A 16,814-nucleotide genomic window follows, 5' to 3' on the forward strand; every position below is an offset into this window, starting at 1 on the left:
AACCGCTCCACCTTGAACAACGTGACCTCCCGGTCAGTGTGCCGCGGCGTCCCAGGAGGCGCCCACGCCGACCGAGACCTCCAGCGGCACGTCCAGTTGGTACGCACTGCCCATCTCGGCCCGGACCAGTTCCTCCACCGCTTCCCGCTCGCCCTCGGCGATCTCGAGCACGAGTTCGTCGTGCACCTGTAGCAGCATCCTCGACCGGAGTCCGGCGGCGACGAGCGCGCGGTGGACGCCGAGCATCGCGACCTTGATGATGTCGGCCGCGCTGCCCTGGATGGGAGCGTTGAGCGCCATCCGCTCCGCCATCTCCCGGCGCTGGCGGTTGTCGCTCGTCAGATCCGGCAGGTAGCGGCGGCGACCCAGCACGGTCTCGGTGTAGCCGTCCTTCCTCGCCCGCTCGACGACGGCCTGGAGGTAGTCCCTGACCGCGCCGAACCGCGCGAAGTACGCCTCCATCTGAGCCTTGGCCTCGTCGGCCGAGATGCGCAGTTGCTGAGCCAGACCGTACACCGAGAGCCCGTAGGCGAGTCCGTAGGACATCGCCTTGACCCGCCGGCGCAACTCGGCGCTCACCTCGGTCGGAGCGACGTCGAAGGCTCGGGAGGCGACGTAGGTGTGCAGGTCCTCACCCTCGCGGAACGCCGTGAGGAGACCCTCGTCACCGGAGAGGTGCGCCATGATGCGCATCTCGATCTGGCTGTAGTCGGCGGTCATCAACTCCTGGAAGCCGGAGCCGACGACGAACGCCTCCCGGATGCGCCGCCCCTCCTCGCTGCGGATGGGGATGTTCTGGAGGTTGGGCTCGGTGGACGAGAGGCGGCCGGTCGCGGCGATCGTCTGGTTGAAGGTGGTGTGGATCCGCCCGTCGTCCGCGATCGCCTTGATCAGGCCCTCGACCGTGGTGCGCAGACGGGTGGCGTCGCGGTGGGCCAGCAGGTGCGCCAGGAACGGGTGGCCGGTGGTGGCGTGCAGGTTCTGGAGCGCCTCGGCGTCGGTCGTGTAGCCCGTCTTCGTGCGCTTGGTCTTGGGCATCCCCAGTTCGTCGAACAGGACGACCTGGAGCTGCTTGGGCGAGCCGAGGTTGATCTCCTTGCCGATCTCACCGTAGGCGTCCCGCGCCGCCTGCCGCACCTTCGCGGCGAAGTCGGCCTCCAGGCCGGCGAGCCGGTCGGCGTCGACGGCGATGCCGGCGGACTCCAGCTCGGCGAGCACCGCGAGCAGCGGGAGTTCGAGCTCACCGAGCAGGGACACCCCGTCCCGGACGGGACCTCCCCCGGCCGGACCCGTCCCCTCCGCGGCTGATCCCCACCGCAGCACCGCGTCAAGGGCGTCGGCGAGCTCACCGGTGGCCCTGGCGATGACGATGGTGTCCCGAGCCACGGCTCCCTCCTCCTCGTCCGGGTCGCCGAGGAGGGAGAGCTGGGCTCCCGTCTCGGGTTCCTCCCTGCGGAGTTCGCGGCCGAGGTGCCGGAGGACGAGATCGCTGAGCTCGAAGGACCGTTGCCCGGGGCGGACCAGGTAGGCGGCGAGGGCCGTGTCGCTGGTCAGGCCCTCGAGGGTCCAGCCACGTCCCCGGAGGCCGTGCAGCGCTCCCTTGGCGTCGTGCATCGCCTTGGGGCGCGACGCGTCCGCGAGCCAGTCCGCGAGCGCCCGTTCGTCGTCCTCGGTGAGGTCCTCGGTGACCAGGTAGGCGCCCTCGCCGGTGCCGGTGGCCACGGCGAGGCCCTCCACGTCTCCGGCCCCCCTCGCCCAGGAGCCGCGTACGGCGAGGCCCACCCGGTCCCCAGGGGAGGTGTGCTCCGCGAGCCAGTCGCGGACCGCTCCCGGCTGGAGCCGGCCGCCCCGGACCTCGAACCCCTCGTCGGCCTCTGGCTCGGCGCTGGACAGGGTGTTGAACAGGCGGTCGCGGAGGACGCGGAACTCGAGGTCGTCGAAGAGGCGGTGCACAGCGTCCCTGTCCCAGGGGCGCATCGCGAGGTCGTCAGGTTCGACACCGAGGTCGACGTCCCTGGCGAGCTCGGTGAGCTGCCGGTTGAGCAGCACGGTGGCCACCCGCTCCCGCAGGTTGTCGCCAGCCTTGCCCTTCACCTCGTCGACCCGGTCGACGAGGGCGGCGAGGGAGCCGAACTCCCTGATCCACTTCGTCGCCGTCTTCTCCCCCACCCCGGGGATGCCGGGGAGGTTGTCGGAGGGATCGCCCCGGAGAGCCGCGAAGTCCGGGTACTGGGCGGGCCGCAGGCCGTACTTCTCCTCCACCGCCTCGGGGGTGAAGCGGGTCAGTTCCGACACCCCGCGCTTGGGGTAGAGCACCGTGACCTCGTCGTTGACCAGTTGCAGGGCGTCCCGGTCGCCGGTGCAGATCAGCACCCGGACCCCTTCGGCCGTCGCCTGGGTGGTCAGGGTGGCGATGATGTCGTCCGCCTCGTACCCCTCGACGGCGAGGGTGACGATGCCCAGGGCCTCGAGCACCTGCTTGATCAGGTCGACCTGGCCCTTGAAGTCGTCGGGCGTCGCGGACCGGTTCGCCTTGTACTCGGGGAAGCTCTCGGTTCGGAAGGTCTTCCTGGAGACGTCGAAGGCCACCGCGAGGTGGGTCGGCTGCTCGTCCCGCAGCAGGTTGATCAACATCGACGTGAAGCCGTAGACCGCGTTGGTGGTCTGCCCGGCACCCGTCCGGAAGTTCTCCGCGGGCAGGGCGTAGAACGCGCGGTAGGCCAGGGAGTGGCCGTCGAGCAGGAGCAGTTGGTTCGGGTGCTGGCTGGCACCGTCAGTCACAGGCACGGCCGCCGAGTCTAGGGTGCCAAGACGACACCTTTGTGCGACGTCTCGCCCAGGAGGCCCCGGTGGAGCGCAGTACGCAGTCCCGTCCGCACCAGGAAAGCTCGTCGTTGGCGCGGGACGGAGCCGCCGCGGGCCTGCCTCCGCTGGCGTTCCCCGACGAGCAGCTGATCGACCGAATGGGGATCCACATCACCCGGTGGGAGGAGGAGTCGGTGGAGGCCACCATGCCGGTGGCCGGCAACCGGCAGCCGTTCGGCCTGCTGCACGGCGGGGCCAACGCGGTGCTCGCGGAGACCCTCGGCTCCGTCGCGGCGTCCCTGTACGCCGGTCCGACCCGGCTCGCCGTGGGCCTGGAGCTCTCCTGCACCCACCACCGCGCGGTGACCGAGGGAACGGTCACCGGGGTGGCGACCCCGGTGCACCGGGGCCGGACGACCGCCACCTACGAGATCATCGTCCGGGACGAGGCCGGCCGGCGCAGCTGCACCGCCCGACTGACCTGCGTGCTCCGGGACCGGCCGGCCTGACCGGCCCGGCTGGGGCGTCCCGGCCCGCACCGACGAGCACCCGCGAACGACCAGACCGACAGGGGAGGACCTGTGGCGGAACAACGGATCTCGCTGACCAGGACGATCTCGGCGAAGCCGGAACGGATCTTCAACCTGCTCGCCGACCCCGGGCGGCACGCCCTGGTCGACGGCTCGGGCACCGTGCTCTCGGCCCGCTCCGGCGGGCCGGAGCGGCTCTCCCTGGGCAGCACCTTCGGGATGTCCATGCGCCTGGGGCTCTCGTACCGCATCACCAACACGGTGGTGGAGTTCCGGGAGAACGAACTGATCGCCTGGCGGCACGCCGGGGGCCACCGGTGGCGTTGGGAGCTACGGGACAACGGTGACGGCACGACGGACGTGACCGAGACGTTCGACTGGTCCACCTCCCGCGCCCCGAAGGCGTTGGAGTTCGCCCGCATCCCCCAGCGGAACCTGCGGGCGATCAAGGCGAGCCTGCGTCGACTGGAGGCCGTGATGACCGCCTGACGAGGTCGCCGTCCCAGCGCGGTGCCGGTGGACGCGCCGGTCAGGCGCCCGCCGGCACCGTGCACAGCAGCCGCAGGCGGTGCTCGCGCAGCACCTGCTCACCGCCGAGCCCGTCGAGACCCACGATCACGCCCATGCCCGCGACCGTCCCGCCCGCCTCGGTGACGAGCCGGGCCGCTGCGGCGAGGGTGCCCCCGGTGGCGAGGACATCGTCGACGACCAGTACGCGGTGCCCACCGACGACGGCGTCCCGCTGGATCTCCAGCACGTTCTCGCCGTACTCGAGCGAGTACCCGGCGCGGTGGACGTCGCCGGGCAACCTGCCGGGCTTGCGGGCCAGCACCAGGGGTATGCCCAAGCTGTTGGCCAGCGCCGCTCCGAGGACGAAGCCCCGTGCCTCCAGCCCGAGGACGAGGTCGACGTCCCCGCCGAAGGTCGTCCCGAACTCGTCGACGACGTCCCGGAAGAGGCCCGGGTCCGCGTAGAGCCCCCCGAGGTCCCGGAACAGGACGCCGGGCTGGGGGAAGTCGGGGTACTCGCGCAGGCTCCGCTCGACGCGGGCCGCGAGGTCGGACCCGGTCGGCGGCGGAGTGGGTTCGGCGGGCAGCATGGACACAGCGCGAAGGTACCCGACGGGTCACCCGGCCGGCGCACGAGCTGATCCGCCCGGCGCACGGGTGGGACCGCCCGGCGCGGAAAACGGGTGAGCGAGCCACCTCGCATTGTGACCCGGACAACCAGAATTGTCACGCTGCGCGCCGGAACGAATACCCCGGGTGTGGAATTTCGCGTGATTCGGGCCGCATCCGGGAACAGTGGGCGGGCGGCTCGGGTTGTGCGGTCTCGTACGCGCCGAGGATTCGCCCAGCGGATAACGCTTTGCGGATAGGGGCATAACGAAGCGGTAATGCCGTGGGTGTTTTTCCGGCTACCACGCGTAGATAGCATTCGGATCACTTCACGACGATGTGACCTCGTGCGGCACTCGACGACTGCACTATGTTGTTTCTCCGCGTGTTCGGGAAGGCCCTGGACACTGAGCAGCCAACCATTGGGAGGCGCCCACTCGTGGCCACCTCAGCAGATTCGCCACCAACGGACCAGAAGATCGAGCCCGGCGGGAAGACAGGCAAGGGGCACATCGCCCCGCGCGTCTTCTACCCCTCGGCCGCCATCATCCTGGCCTTCGTGGCCCTGACGGTGATCTTCCCGTCCCAGGCGGAGGAGATCATCGGCACGGTCCAGGGCAGCATCGTGGACGGCTTCGGCTGGTACTACGTCGCGCTCGTCTCCGGCTTCGTGGTCTTCTCCCTCTGGGTCGGTATCGGCCACTTCGGGGACATCAAGCTGGGCAAGGACGACGAGGAGCCCGAGTTCAGCCTCGCCTCCTGGCTCGCGATGCTCTTCGCGGCCGGCATGGGCATCGGGCTGGTGTTCTGGGGCGTCGCCGAACCGCTGAACCACTTCGCGTCGCCCAAACCCGGTGTGGAGGGCACGCCCGAGCAGGTCGGCCAGCAGTCGCTGGTGCAGACGTTCCTGCACTGGGGTCTGCACCCCTGGGCGATCTACGTCGTGGTGGGTCTGGCCATCGCCTACGCGGTGCACCGCAAGGGCCGCCCGGTGTCGATCCGCTGGGCGCTGGAGCCGCTGCTTGGCGACAGGGTCAAGGGGCGCTGGGGCGACGTGATCGACGTCGTCGCCGTGGTCGGCACCCTGTTCGGCGTCGCGACCTCGCTCGGCTTCGGTGTGCTCCAGGTCGCCGCCGGACTGGACTTCGTCGGCATCGACGGGGTGGCGGACAGCACGCCAGCGCTGATCCTGCTGATCGGCGGGATCACCGCGATGGCCATCTTCTCGGTGGTCAGCGGTGTCAAGAAGGGCGTCAAGTGGCTGTCGAACATCAACATGAGCATGGCCGCCATCCTCATGCTGTTCGTGCTGATCGCCGGCCCGACGCTGTTCCTGCTGCGGGAGTTCGTCCAGTCCATCGGCCTGTACCTGCAGAACCTGCTCCAGATGAGCTTCGACGTCAGCGCCATGCAGGGTGAGGAGGGCGCGGCCTGGCAGGCGGCCTGGGCCACCTTCTACTGGGGCTGGTGGATCTCCTGGGCACCCTTCGTCGGCATCTTCATCGCCCGCATCTCCCGGGGCCGCACCGTCCGCGAGTTCGTCGCCGGCGTCCTGCTGGTGCCCACGGTCATCACCTTCCTGTGGTTCACCATCTTCGGCGGCACCGGCCTCTACCGCGAACTGTTCGGTGAGGGGGGCCTGGTCGTCGACGGGGCCGTGAACACCGAGGGCGCGCTGTTCGGGGTTCTCGGTGACCTGCCCGGCGGCATGATCGTGTCCGTCTTCGCGATCGTGCTGATCGTGCTGTTCTTCGTGACTTCCTCCGACTCCGGCTCCCTCGTGGTCGACATGCTGACCTCGGGTGGCAACCCGGAGCCGCCGACCTGGAGCCGGGTGTTCTGGTCGGTGGTGGAGGGCCTGGTCGCCATCGCGCTGCTGGTGGTGGGCGGAGACAGCGGGCTCGCCGCGTTGCAGACCACGGCGATCGTCATCGCGTTCCCCTTCAGCATCATCATGATCGGGATGTGCGTGGCGACCTGGCGCCAGTTCCACGAGGAACGCGAGTCCTGGCTGCGGGCCCGGCGCAAGCGGCAGCGCGAGGAGCTCACCGAGCACATCTCGCAGACGCTGATCGAGGACGGCTACATCGAGGAGCCGGACCGCTCCGACGAGGGCGCCTCCGCCTCCTCGACCGAGCCCAAGCCGGCCAGCGGCAAGGCGTAGTCCCACCGCTCCGGTCGACGAACGGGTCGGTCCCCACCCGGGGGCCGGCCCGTTCCGGGGTTGAGGTAGGCCCGTACCCGGGTGGAGCCCGGCTGGTGGGCCGGGGAGGAACGGGATCCGCCGTCTCCACGACGATTCCGGGCCCCTTCCCCATCACTTCCGGTCGAAGTTCCCGCCACGGGCCAGGAATTGCCGGCGCCGCGGAATCCTTCGTGGACCGCGGACGGGCACCGGAGGACCAGGAGTCGGCACCGCCTCGCATTCCGGCTGATCGTCGACCGCCGGACCGGCGACGATTCCGGAAGGGCGTGCTCCCGACGGGTACCAGCGCTCGGCGGGCCCACCCGTGGTTCCCCACGGGTGACGACAACCAACGACCACCGCGAGATCAGTCGCCGCCTCGCTCCCCTGGACGGGTCATCTCCCCTCGGTTGCGGGAACCGATCAGCGCGTTCCCGACTCTCAGTAGCATGTTCCCGCGTCGTCCGGCGATTCCCCGGGACGCGGTTCGATCCACTCACGAGACGACGTCGTTCGGTGCCCTCCCCGGTGCGCGGACGGCCGGAGGTAGTCGGTGACCCACCAGGAGGACGCGGTCCGGAACCGGATCGTGGCGGGCCGGTACCAGCTGCTGGACGAACTGGGCCGAGGCGGGATGGGGATCGTCTGGCGCGCCGAGGACCGGGTGATCGGCCGCCAGGTGGCGATCAAGGAACTGCGGCTTCCCGAGGGCATCCCCCCGGAGGAGCGCGGGGTGTTCGAGGAGCGGGTGCTGCGGGAGGCCCGCACCGCTGGCCGGTTGAACGACCCGGCCGTGGTGACCGTCTACGACGTGGTCTCCGACGAGGGCATGACGATGATCGTCATGGAGCTGATCGCGGCCCCGACGCTGTCCCAGGTGGTGCAGGGGCAGGGTCCGCTCCCGCCCCACCAGGTCGTCTCGATGGGCAGGCAACTGCTCGCCGCGCTGAACACGGCCCACCAGGCCGGGGTCGTGCACCGCGACGTCAAACCCAGCAACATCATGCTGTTGCCGGACGGTCGGGTGAAGCTGACGGACTTCGGCATCGCCCAGGCGGCCGAGGACCCGAGGCTGACGACGAGCGGCACCCTGATCGGTTCGATGGCGTACATGGCGCCCGAGCGCATCCGGGACAGCGCCGCCACCCCTGGGTCCGACCTGTGGGCACTGGGCGCCACGCTCTTCTTCGCCGTCGAGGGACGTGCGCCCTTCGAACGCCCCACGACGGCGTCCACCCTGCACGCGATCATGACGGAGGTCCCCTTCCTCACCCGGTGCCAGGGCCCACTGGCCTCGGCGATCTCCGGGCTGCTCGTGGGGAACCCGGAGGGACGGCTGGGACCCCGGCAGGTGGGTGGGCTGCTCGACACGGCCGCCGGCGGGACCGGGCCGCAGGGCGGCCCCGGGCCGACACCGCACCTCCCGGCAGGACAGCCTGGGCCCTCCACCCATCCGTTCGGCCAGCACTCCGGCCCGCTGGCCCCGGCACGCCCGGGCTGGTCCTGGAAGCGGACCGGCATCTCGCTGCTGGCCGCCGGGATGGTGTTCGCCGCTGGCCTGTTCACCGACCGCTGGTTGCTGACCGAGCGGGAACCAACCCCACCGCACCCGGCGATGGACGCCCCGATGAGTTACGGCCGCGACGGCGAGATCCCGGTCTTCGACCTGACCGCGGACGAGGGGTCGTCCTGTTCGACGGGAGAACTGCGGGCCGGCCAGCAGTACGGTGAGGCCGTGGAGTGCGACACCCCGCACGATGTCGAGGTCTTCACCAGCTGGAACCTCTTCTCCTCCTACGAACGGGAGCCGGCGTTCCCCGCCTACCCTGGCGAGGACACCCTGGTCCGCATGGCCGTCGGGGCCTGCGGGCTGTACTTCGACTCCGAGCTGGTGAACCTCGGGGAGCGGCAGGACATCCGGTTCCGAGCGCTCGTTCCCACCCGGGAGTCCTGGGAGGAGAAAGTGCGGTCGGTCGCCAACGAGGATCTCACCCCCGCCGGGACCTCCCGGGTGTACTGCGTCCTCTACTCCGAGTCCGGAGAACGGCTCACCGAGCCGGCGCGGGTCCGGGAGGACTGACCCAGCACCGCGCGCGGACTCCCCCAGCCGTCCCGGTCGCACCGGGTCCCGGTGTCCGACCCAGTGCCCGCCGCCGCACACCTCCTCCCGGACGCGGGCCGGTCGCGGGCTCGGCTGTCCCTGATCATCCCCCTCCGTGCTCGGCGACCGGCGTAGGCGGTTCGTCCGGAAGGCGGCCCCGGCTCGGCCCGGATCCATCGCCCACAGGTGTGGTTCCGGCGGGAGTGGGTAACCGGCGGGAGTGAGCAACCCGGTTCGTTGAGGAGTGATGTGCCATGACGTCCTTCACCGAGACGGTCGACGTCGAGGTTCCGGTGCAGGCCGCGTACAACCAGTGGACCCAGTTCGAGAGCTTCCCGCAGTTCATGGAGGGTGTCGATCGGGTCGTGCAGGTGAACGACACCCTGACGCACTGGGAGACGTCCATCGCCGGCGCCCACCGCGAGTTCGACGCCGAGATCACCGAGCAGCACCCCGACGAGAGGGTGGCCTGGCGGGCGACCGACGGGCCGGACCAGTCCGGCGTGGTCACGTTCCACCGGATCGACGACCAGACCACGCGCGTCACCCTCCAGATGGACTACCAGCCCTCGGGGCTGGCGGAGAAGGCCGGCTCGGCGCTCGGGATGGTCGGTTCCCGGGTTCGGGGTGACCTGAACCGTTTCAAGGACTTCATCGAGCAGCGCGGCTCGGAGACCGGGGGTTGGCGTGGTGACGTGCCACGGGGGCCGCAGCGTGGTGAGGGCGGGGGTCTCGGGTGACACCCGTGGCCCACGGTGACACGATGATCAGCGGGTCCGCCGGCAGGACGGACGGCGGTCGGGCGTGCGCCCGCGGCGGGACGCCCCACCGGTCACAACCCGAACGCGACGATGAGGTAGGTACGTGAGCGCTCAGTCGCCAACACAACAGAACGGAAGCGCGGCCCTCGCCCCCCACTCGGTGGAGGTGCGGGTGGCCGCGCTGCCGCACCAGCTACCGGTGCTGCGCGGCATCGCGGGGGACATCGCGATGCGGGAGGACTTCGACCTCGACTCGATCGAGGACCTGCGGTTGGCGGTGGACGAGGTGTGCTCGACGCTGATCCGCCTCGCCGTGCCGGACGCCACGCTGGTGTGCCGGTACGACGTGGCGGAATCCGCGCTTCGGGTCGTCGCCTCGGTGGTGTCGGCCAGCTCGACGGGACCGCGTACCGACACCTTCGGGTGGCGGGTGCTGACGACGCTGACCAGTTCGATCGACAGCACCGTCGAGACGCGCGACGACGGGCTCAGTGTGGTACAGGTTGAGCTGGTGAAACAGCGAGGAACGGCGGTAGCCGAGTGACCGAGGCCCCCAACCAGCACCCGGGCTCCGACGGCAACGGCGAGCGTTACGAGCACCTGACCCCGCTGTTCCACGAGCTGGCCGCGCTCAGCCCGGACGACCCGGAGCACGCGAAACTGCGCGAGACGCTGGTGACCAGGCACCTCCCGGTGGCGAAGCACATCGCCAGGAGGTTCGGCAACCGAGGGGAGTCCCAGGAGGACCTCACCCAGGTGGCGACCCTGGGCCTGATCAAGGCCGTGGACCGGTTCGACCCCACCCACGGCGCGGACTTCCTGTCCTTCGCGGTCCCGACCATCATGGGCGAGGTCCGCCGCCACTTCCGCGACACCGGGTGGGCGGTGCGGGTGCCCCGCCGGCTCCAGGAGATGCACCTGGCGATCAGTTCGGCGACCAGCGAGCTCTCGCAGAGCCTCGGCCGGGCCCCCACCCCCCGGGAGCTCGCCGAACGGCTCGAGGTCCCGTTGGAGCAGGTCTTCGAGGGCCTGGCAGCGAGCAACGCCTACCGGAGCGCGTCGCTGGACGAGATGTTGCTCGACGACGAGACGGTCTCGCTCGGCGACTCCATCGGGCGAGAGGAACCCGAGCTGGAGATCGTGGAGTACCGCGAGACCCTGCAGCCGTTGCTCGCCCAGCTCCCGGAGCGGGACCGCCAGATCCTGCTGCTGAGGTTCTTCGGGAACCTGACGCAGACCCAGATCGCCAAGCGCATCGGTGTCTCGCAGATGCACGTCTCGCGGCTGCTCAGCCGCACCCTCGCCCGTCTGCGCGAGGCCGCGGAGTAGGTGGACGATCCCCGGGCGCGTGCCGCGCACCCGGGGTTCGCGGGTCGTCACCGCCTGGCCGGGTGGACGGGCGGGACGGGACCGGGGTGGTCAGAGCCGGTCGAGCAGCTCGGCCTTCTTCTGGCTGAACTCCTCGTCGGTCAGCAGCCCGGCCTCGTGGAGGCCGCCGAGCTTCCTGATGGCCTCCACCACGTCGTCCGCGCGGTCCGCGATCGTGGCCGTCTCCGAGACGGGGACCGCCGGCTCCGCCGGCAGGAGCTCCGCCCGTTGCCGGGCCGCGACGATCCGGGTGTGCAGCTCGGCGGCGAACAGGAGGTCCGCCACGCTGCCGTCACCGAGTCCGTAGGCGAGGGCGTAGGGGTCCTTGTCCGGCATGCCCCGCATGGCCGGGTTGTCCGGCTTGCGCGCCGAGAGCCCGGTTCCGTCGCTCAACGTGATCCGGAAGAAACCTCCCAGGGCGGTCGGCGGGGACCACTCGACCACGCTGATGTTCTCCAGCGGGACGCGCTGCGGGCCGAGCTGCTCCTTCACCGTCTCCGCCATCCACCCCCAGGTGAAGGTCAGCGTCTCACCGTCGAAGGCCACCTCCCCGTCCAAGCCCTTGATGGACCGGGGAGCGGGTGGCAGCACCACCAGGAAACCGTCGGTGGGTTCGAGGGCGCGGGGGTTGAGCGAGATGCGGTCGCGCAGCTGCGTCGCGTGGTACTGCGCCAGGTCGGGTTGCTTGCCGGGGAGGGAGAGCCGGTAGGGGTCCGCCGCCTCGGGCAACCGGCCGGCGAGGACGGGGCCGAACGCGTCAGCTCCGGGGCGCAGCCGCAGCACGAGGTCGGTGCGCCGCTTGCCCGGCTCGACGATCACACCCGACAGCGCCTCGTTCGGGACGACCAGCTCCCCCAGCGCCCTGTGCAGCGGATTGGCCCGCCGGCCACCGACGAACCGGATGCGGATGCCCTCCGCCTCGAAGACCCAGGTCGCGTTCGTTCCCGCTAACTCCAGTTCGTAGGACACCCCAACAACCCTATCCAACCGGGATGGGCCGCCGGTGGGGAACCGCCAGAGCCGGCGGGCGGAGGCACCGGTCCCGGTTCCCCCGGTGCCTCCGGCGGCCTCAGGACGCGGTCTCGGAGCGGTCGCCCGACCACAGGGTGTGGAAGTAGCCGTCGCGATCGACCCGCTGGTAGGTGTGCGCTCCGAAGTAGTCCCGCAGGCCCTGGACCAGGGCCGCCGGCAGCCGGCTGGCCCGCAGCGTGTCGTAGTAGGCCAGTCCTGAGGACAGCCCGGGAGCGGGGACACCGGCGGCGACGGCCGTCCCCACGACCCGTCGCCACGCCTGCTGGGAACGGCTGACCTGCTCGGCGAAGTAGTCGTCCGCGAGCAGGTTCAGCAGCTCGGGCCGCGTCCGGTACGCCTCGGCGATCCTGTCGAGGAAACGGGCCCGGATGATGCAGCCGCCCCGCCAGATGCGCGCGGTGCCGGCGAGGTCGACGTTCCACCCGTACTGCTCGCTCGCCGCGGAGATCATGCTGAAGCCCTGGGCGTACGCGGCGAGCTTGGCCCCGTAGAGCGCCTCCCGCAGGTCGTCGACGAACCCCGACCGGACCTCACCCGGCGGCTCGGTGGGCCCGGGGAGGGACGCGCACACCTCGCGCTGGCGCACCGCGCCGGACAGCGCACGGGCGAAGACGGCCTCGGCGATACCGGGAACCGGGTCTCCGAGTTCGAGGGCCTCCCGCACCGTCCACCGGCCGGTGCCCTTCTGCTCGGCCCGGTCGGCGACCACGTCGACGAAGGGCGCGCCGGTCTCCGGGTCGGTGTGCCCGAGCACCTCGGCGGTGATCTCGATCAGGTAGGACTCCAGGTCGCCCTGGTTCCAGGTCCGGAACACCTCGGCGATCTCGGCCGGAGCGAGCCCCGCGACGGCGCGGAGCAGGTCGTAGGACTCGGCGATCAGCTGCATGTCGGCGTACTCGATGCCGTTGTGCACCATCTTGACGAAGTGCCCGGCGCCGTCCGGCCCCACGTGCACGCAGCAGGGGGCACCGTCGACCTCGGCCGCGATGTTCTCCAGGACCGGCCCGACCTGCCGGTAGGCCTCGACGGAGCCGCCGGGCATGATGCTGGGGCCGAGCAGGGCGCCCTCCTCCCCGCCGGAGATGCCCGTGCCGACGAAGTGGAGGCCCCGTTCCCGCAGGGCCGCCTCCCGGCGCCGGGTGTCCGCGAAGTGCGCGTTCCCCCCGTCGAGGATGATGTCACCGGGTTCGAGGAGCCCGGCGAGTTCGTCGATCACCGCGTCGGTGGCGCCTCCCGCCTTCACCATGATGATCACCTGGCGCGGTCGCTGGAGGCTGTCCACCAGTTCCGCCAGGGTGCCGGCGGGCACGAACACCCCCTCGTCGCCGTGTTCGGAGACCAGCGCCTCCGTCCGGGCCGAGGTCCGGTTGTGCACGGCGACCGGGTACCCGTTGCGCGCCAGGTTGCGCGCGAGGTTGCCGCCCATCGTCGCCAGCCCGGTCACTCCGATGGCCGCGGTCCCGCGAGTGTCGTCTGCCATGCCCACCAGCCTGCACCCTCGTCCGCCCGCACGCAGCCGTGCGACCACGCCAACGGCACGTTGCGGCCGTCCCGCCCGCTGGGAGCGCGCGGGTGGGCGAAGCTCACACCCCCGAACGCACCACACCGCCAGCGGGGAAGGTTAGCCTCACCTCATGACGGAACAGACCTCGGACCACGGCGGGCGCGAGTCGCGGGCGTTCGTGCCCACCCACCGCGCCGCCCGGTACGCCAAACAACTCACCAACCACTTCGGCCACCGGGTCGACGCGGAGTGGAACGAACCGGTGGGGACGGTGCGTTTCGGCGAGGGCGGCGTCGCGGTCCTCACCGCGGAGGAGGGTGGGCTGCGCATGGTGGCCACCGCCCCCGGCGCCGACGGGCTCGCGACCGTCGAACGCGTCGTCGGCGATCATCTCGTCCGGTTCGCCACCCAGGACGAACTGCGGGTGGAGTGGGTGCGCACACCCTGACACCCGGGCCCACCCCACGACCAGGACGCCCACGACCGCGCGGGGTGACCCCGTCGAGAACACGCGGAGCGCAGGGCCCGAGCCCAGGCCCGGCGGGGACCGGTGCGGCCCGCCGCGTGCGGCGCTCCGGGAACGCGTTGGCGCGGACGGGCAGCTCCACTCGATGACTGCGACGGTGAGGGGGCCGGGCACGGTCAGGGCCTCGGCGGGGACGGTGATTGTGGTGGTGCGCCCGCCGGCAGCGCCGGGCCGACCACGTGGGGACGCCGTGGTCGGCCGCTGGCATCGGCATCGCCCAGGTGACCGTGCTGGTGTGCTGTGGCGGTGCCCCACCACGAGGAGACCTCGACGCCTGATGCTCCGACGCTGAGGACGGTCGTGAACTGGTCCAGGACGGCTTCGTAGGACCGCGTGGAGGCGGTCGGGCAGTGGGGCACGGTGGAGGGCTCGGGGAGGAGGCCATTCGATGGGCGGATCGGCCCGGCCGCCGAGAGCGACCGGCCCCTGGTCAGAGGGTGGCGAGCGCGGTGCCGGTGACGATGAGGGCCAGCTGCACGGCGACGGCGACCGTCGCCGCGCGGAGCAGGCGGTACCTGGCGACGCCGATGCGGGCGCGGACGGCGGCCTTCTCGGCGATATGCCGCACCGGATCGCTCACCGTGGCCTGCCAGCGAGCGATCGTCTCCTCCGGCGTCTCCCGCACCAGCCGTAACCAACCAACGGGCGCGGTGGTGCGCAGGCGGGGCGCGGTGATCCACAGGAGCCCCGCGTAGACGAGGACGCCGACGGCGGACGCGGCGACGAGGGTGAGGGTGGCGAGCGGCGCGGTGGGCGCGTGGTCGAGGGACAGCCAGGATGCGCCGGCGGCCGCAGCGGACAGGGCGAGGTGGGTCCTCCGCAGCTTCGCGGCACGGGTGGCGGCGTCGTACGGCGCCCGGTTGGCGTCGGCGAGTTCTTCGCGGGCCAGCCTCATCACAGCGTCGTCGGGCGTGGTGGTCATGGGGTCTCCAGTCGGGTGAGGTGGTTGATCGCCCCGGTGGGCTCGCGTCGTCAGCGGGCCCCCGTCACGTCACGAATCCGGTGAGCCGAGAGCCGCCGTGGATGGCGCGGGCGTGGTGCGCGCGTCGCACGTGGAGCGGACGAGCCTGTCGGGGCCGGGCTTCGACGTCGCTCGGGAGCTCGGGGCACGCCTCGGCGTCACGGGATCCACGGCCAGGCGGACGGAGGTGCGTGGCCCGACCCAGGGCGTCGCGGCGTGGGGTCGCTCGGTGCGGACGGCGGCGACGAGCGTCCCGCGCCAGAGGACGACCCTCCGGGACGACTCCAGCACCTGACCCCGCATCGCCGTCCCGCTGCCCCCGAGGGCCCGGGACACCAGCGACGACGATCACCCGGGTCAGGCGGGCGTCGGGTCCGGGGGCGGGTCGGATGGGGGGTGGTCGCTCCGACCCGCATGGCGGCGGAGCGACGGTCGACCGGCGGGCCACTGGACCACCTCCGGGGTCGGGGCGAGCGGTCCGAGCCGGCCGCCGAGCGCGTTACCGTACCGACTCCACCCGGCCCTTCGCGTGATCCGCCGAGTCACATCACGTCGAGGGGCCTCGACGAGGTGTTCGGGGTGGGCGCCGCGGCGCGCCATCGTCACGCGCGCCACCGGAGGGGGCGCTACCTGATCCGCGTGGCGATCGGTGGGGAGCTGACCGAGCACGCCCACATCGACACCAGGTGGGCCGAGCCGATCGCCGCCGCGGAGGCGGAGTCGGGGGCGGAGTCGGGGGCGGAGGCGGCGCCGACCTGACGGACCGCCGTGGCCAGGGTCAGCGGATGCGGATGGTGTCGTCGGTGACCCGGTTCATCACCACGGTCTCGGCGTCCTCGGGGTTCCCGCCGTCGGGGCCGCCGTCGGGCGTCGAGCCCTCCCGCTCCTGACGCTTCTTCGTGAAGTGCCGGTCGACCAGGATCAGCGCGACGACCATCCCGGCACCGAGGAGGGTGACCGGTACCACCCCCAACCAGTCGGCGTCGGGTGCCAGCATGGCGCGGTCCTCGTCCTGCCACGGCCACAGCGCCCGCAGCGCCCCGATCATCACGCCGGTCATCACGGCGAGGGTGGCCTGGTGGCGGTGCTTCAACAGGTACTGGAGCGTCTTCACGAAGACCCCGAGGCCCAGGATCGCGCCCAGCATGAAGGTCCCGACGTAGGGCAGGTCCCGGGCGTTCAACGCCTCGAGCGTCGGCTCGTAGAGCCCGAAGATCATCAGCAGGAAGGCACCGGAGAGGCCGGGCATCACCAGGCCGCAGATCGCGATCGCCGCGGCCAGTCCGACCAGCCACAGCGGGGGGGACGTCTGGGTGCCGGCGGGCAGCCCCGTGACGATCCACCCGACGGCGATCCCCAGCGGCAGCAGCGCCCAGTCCAGCGGGCGGCGGATACCGCCCATCGCGAGGATCGGGATCGCCACCGAGGCCCCGACCATCCCGATGAACAGCGCCCTGGCCCCCACCGGGTAGTCCTCGATCAGCCCGGGCACGACCCGAGCCGCGGTGAGCAGCGCGAGGACCATGCCGGCGAGGATGCCGACGACCAGCGGCACGTCGATGCGCGCCGCCTCCTCCTTGGCCCGTTGCCCGCCCCGCCCCCGGGGAAGATCGCTGGCCGCGAGCTTGACCGCGCTCATGAGGTGGCCGGCGGCGTCGATGAGGCGTTCGTAGACACCGACGACCAGCGCCACCGTCCCGCCGCTGACCCCTGGGACCACCTCCACCGTTCCGATGGCGGCACCGCGGGCGAGGTTGAGCGGGGTCTGCTTCCAGCTGTGTGCGGACACATCTGAAACGGTAACGGTTCCCTGGACACTCCAGACACCCGGTAGGACGATCATCGCGACGTCGAGCCGGTGCGGAACACCCCGAACCGGCTCGTTCGCGGGACTTTCGTCACTCCGCGTGCCGGATCACCGCG

At 71.4% G+C, this 16,814-nt stretch carries 14 protein-coding genes; 8 read left to right on the forward strand and 6 right to left on the reverse strand.

Going from position 1 to position 16,814, the window contains the following annotated elements; all coding sequences use genetic code 11:
• Window positions 1–33: 33 nt before the first annotated feature.
• Window positions 34–2,787 carry a DNA polymerase I gene (gene polA / locus C1701_RS03785; RefSeq protein ID WP_051313967.1) on the reverse strand — a complete coding sequence of 918 codons (2,754 nt, stop codon included), beginning with the start codon at window positions 2,785–2,787 and terminating at the stop codon, window positions 34–36.
• Window positions 2,788–2,849: 62 nt separating this feature from the next.
• On the opposite strand from polA, the gene C1701_RS03790 reads away from it, so the two are divergent.
• A complete protein-coding gene (locus C1701_RS03790) occupies window positions 2,850–3,314 on the forward strand; it encodes a hotdog fold thioesterase (protein WP_026418952.1) in 465 nt (154 codons plus the stop codon).
• A 72-nt stretch (window positions 3,315–3,386) separates the two neighbouring features.
• Complete coding sequence (locus C1701_RS03795) at window positions 3,387–3,824, forward strand: SRPBCC family protein (protein ID WP_026418953.1); 438 nt, start codon at window positions 3,387–3,389, stop codon at window positions 3,822–3,824.
• A gap of 40 nt (window positions 3,825–3,864) precedes the next feature.
• Here the strand turns inward: C1701_RS03795 and C1701_RS03800 are convergent, their stop codons facing one another.
• A complete protein-coding gene (locus C1701_RS03800) occupies window positions 3,865–4,434 on the reverse strand; it encodes an adenine phosphoribosyltransferase (protein WP_030105792.1) in 570 nt (189 codons plus the stop codon).
• Between the two features lie 458 nt (window positions 4,435–4,892).
• Here C1701_RS03800 and C1701_RS03805 point away from each other — a divergent pair, with 458 nt between their 5' ends.
• The 5 genes from C1701_RS03805 to C1701_RS03825 all read left to right on the forward strand — a co-directional run bounded on the left by C1701_RS03805 (window position 4,893) and on the right by C1701_RS03825 (window position 10,829).
• Window positions 4,893–6,617 (forward strand): BCCT family transporter, encoded by a 1,725-nt coding sequence (locus C1701_RS03805; RefSeq protein WP_051313969.1) that lies wholly within the window; start codon window positions 4,893–4,895, stop codon window positions 6,615–6,617.
• Between the two features lie 574 nt (window positions 6,618–7,191).
• On the forward strand, window positions 7,192–8,718 hold the full coding sequence (locus tag C1701_RS03810; protein WP_337662125.1) for a serine/threonine-protein kinase: 1,527 nt from the start codon (window positions 7,192–7,194) through the stop codon (window positions 8,716–8,718).
• A 275-nt stretch (window positions 8,719–8,993) separates the two neighbouring features.
• Window positions 8,994–9,479 (forward strand): SRPBCC family protein, encoded by a 486-nt coding sequence (locus tag C1701_RS03815; RefSeq protein WP_030105794.1) that lies wholly within the window; start codon window positions 8,994–8,996, stop codon window positions 9,477–9,479.
• Between the two features lie 124 nt (window positions 9,480–9,603).
• Complete coding sequence (locus tag C1701_RS03820; RefSeq protein WP_030227802.1) at window positions 9,604–10,044, forward strand: anti-sigma factor; 441 nt, start codon at window positions 9,604–9,606, stop codon at window positions 10,042–10,044.
• Window positions 10,041–10,829, forward strand: a complete 789-nt coding sequence (locus C1701_RS03825; protein ID WP_026418958.1) for an RNA polymerase sigma factor SigF — start codon at window positions 10,041–10,043, stop codon at window positions 10,827–10,829. The genes C1701_RS03820 and C1701_RS03825 overlap by 4 nt, the downstream gene beginning before the upstream one ends.
• A 90-nt stretch (window positions 10,830–10,919) precedes the next feature.
• Here the strand turns inward: C1701_RS03825 and C1701_RS03830 are convergent, their stop codons facing one another.
• Window positions 10,920–11,837, reverse strand: coding sequence for a DUF4429 domain-containing protein (locus tag C1701_RS03830; RefSeq protein WP_337662126.1), 918 nt, complete (start codon window positions 11,835–11,837; stop codon window positions 10,920–10,922).
• A gap of 100 nt (window positions 11,838–11,937) precedes the next feature.
• A complete protein-coding gene (gene gndA / locus C1701_RS03835) occupies window positions 11,938–13,380 on the reverse strand; it encodes an NADP-dependent phosphogluconate dehydrogenase (RefSeq protein ID WP_103056959.1) in 1,443 nt (480 codons plus the stop codon).
• 154 nt (window positions 13,381–13,534) lie between these two features.
• On the opposite strand from gndA, the gene C1701_RS03840 reads away from it, so the two are divergent.
• Window positions 13,535–13,852: a DUF2218 domain-containing protein gene (locus C1701_RS03840; protein ID WP_030105798.1), complete on the forward strand. Its 318-nt coding sequence runs from the start codon at window positions 13,535–13,537 to the stop codon at window positions 13,850–13,852.
• A 508-nt stretch (window positions 13,853–14,360) separates the two neighbouring features.
• Here C1701_RS03840 and C1701_RS03845 read toward each other — a convergent pair.
• Both C1701_RS03845 and C1701_RS03860 read right to left on the reverse strand, forming a co-directional pair.
• Window positions 14,361–14,852 (reverse strand): hypothetical protein, encoded by a 492-nt coding sequence (locus tag C1701_RS03845; RefSeq protein WP_026418962.1) that lies wholly within the window; start codon window positions 14,850–14,852, stop codon window positions 14,361–14,363.
• Between the two features lie 817 nt (window positions 14,853–15,669).
• Complete coding sequence (locus tag C1701_RS03860; protein WP_016700747.1) at window positions 15,670–16,680, reverse strand: DUF368 domain-containing protein; 1,011 nt, start codon at window positions 16,678–16,680, stop codon at window positions 15,670–15,672.
• Window positions 16,681–16,814: the final 134 nt, after the last annotated feature.

This window comes from Actinoalloteichus sp. AHMU CJ021, assembly GCF_002895405.1.
GTDB classification, from domain to species: Bacteria; Actinomycetota; Actinomycetes; order Mycobacteriales; family Pseudonocardiaceae; genus Actinoalloteichus_B; species Actinoalloteichus_B caeruleus.

What these genes read in the sequence shown, in the direction of transcription:
- C1701_RS03815 (WP_030105794.1), top strand. Translation starts at nt 8,994, where the DNA reads ATGACGTCCTTCACCGAGACGGTCGACGTCGAGGTTCCGGTGCAGGCC.
- gndA (WP_103056959.1), bottom strand. Translation starts at nt 13,380, where the DNA reads ATGGCAGACGACACTCGCGGGACCGCGGCCATCGGAGTGACCGGGCTG.
- C1701_RS03845 (WP_026418962.1), bottom strand. Translation starts at nt 14,852, where the DNA reads ATGACCACCACGCCCGACGACGCTGTGATGAGGCTGGCCCGCGAAGAA.
- C1701_RS03800 (WP_030105792.1), bottom strand. Translation starts at nt 4,434, where the DNA reads ATGCTGCCCGCCGAACCCACTCCGCCGCCGACCGGGTCCGACCTCGCG.
- C1701_RS03840 (WP_030105798.1), top strand. Translation starts at nt 13,535, where the DNA reads ATGACGGAACAGACCTCGGACCACGGCGGGCGCGAGTCGCGGGCGTTC.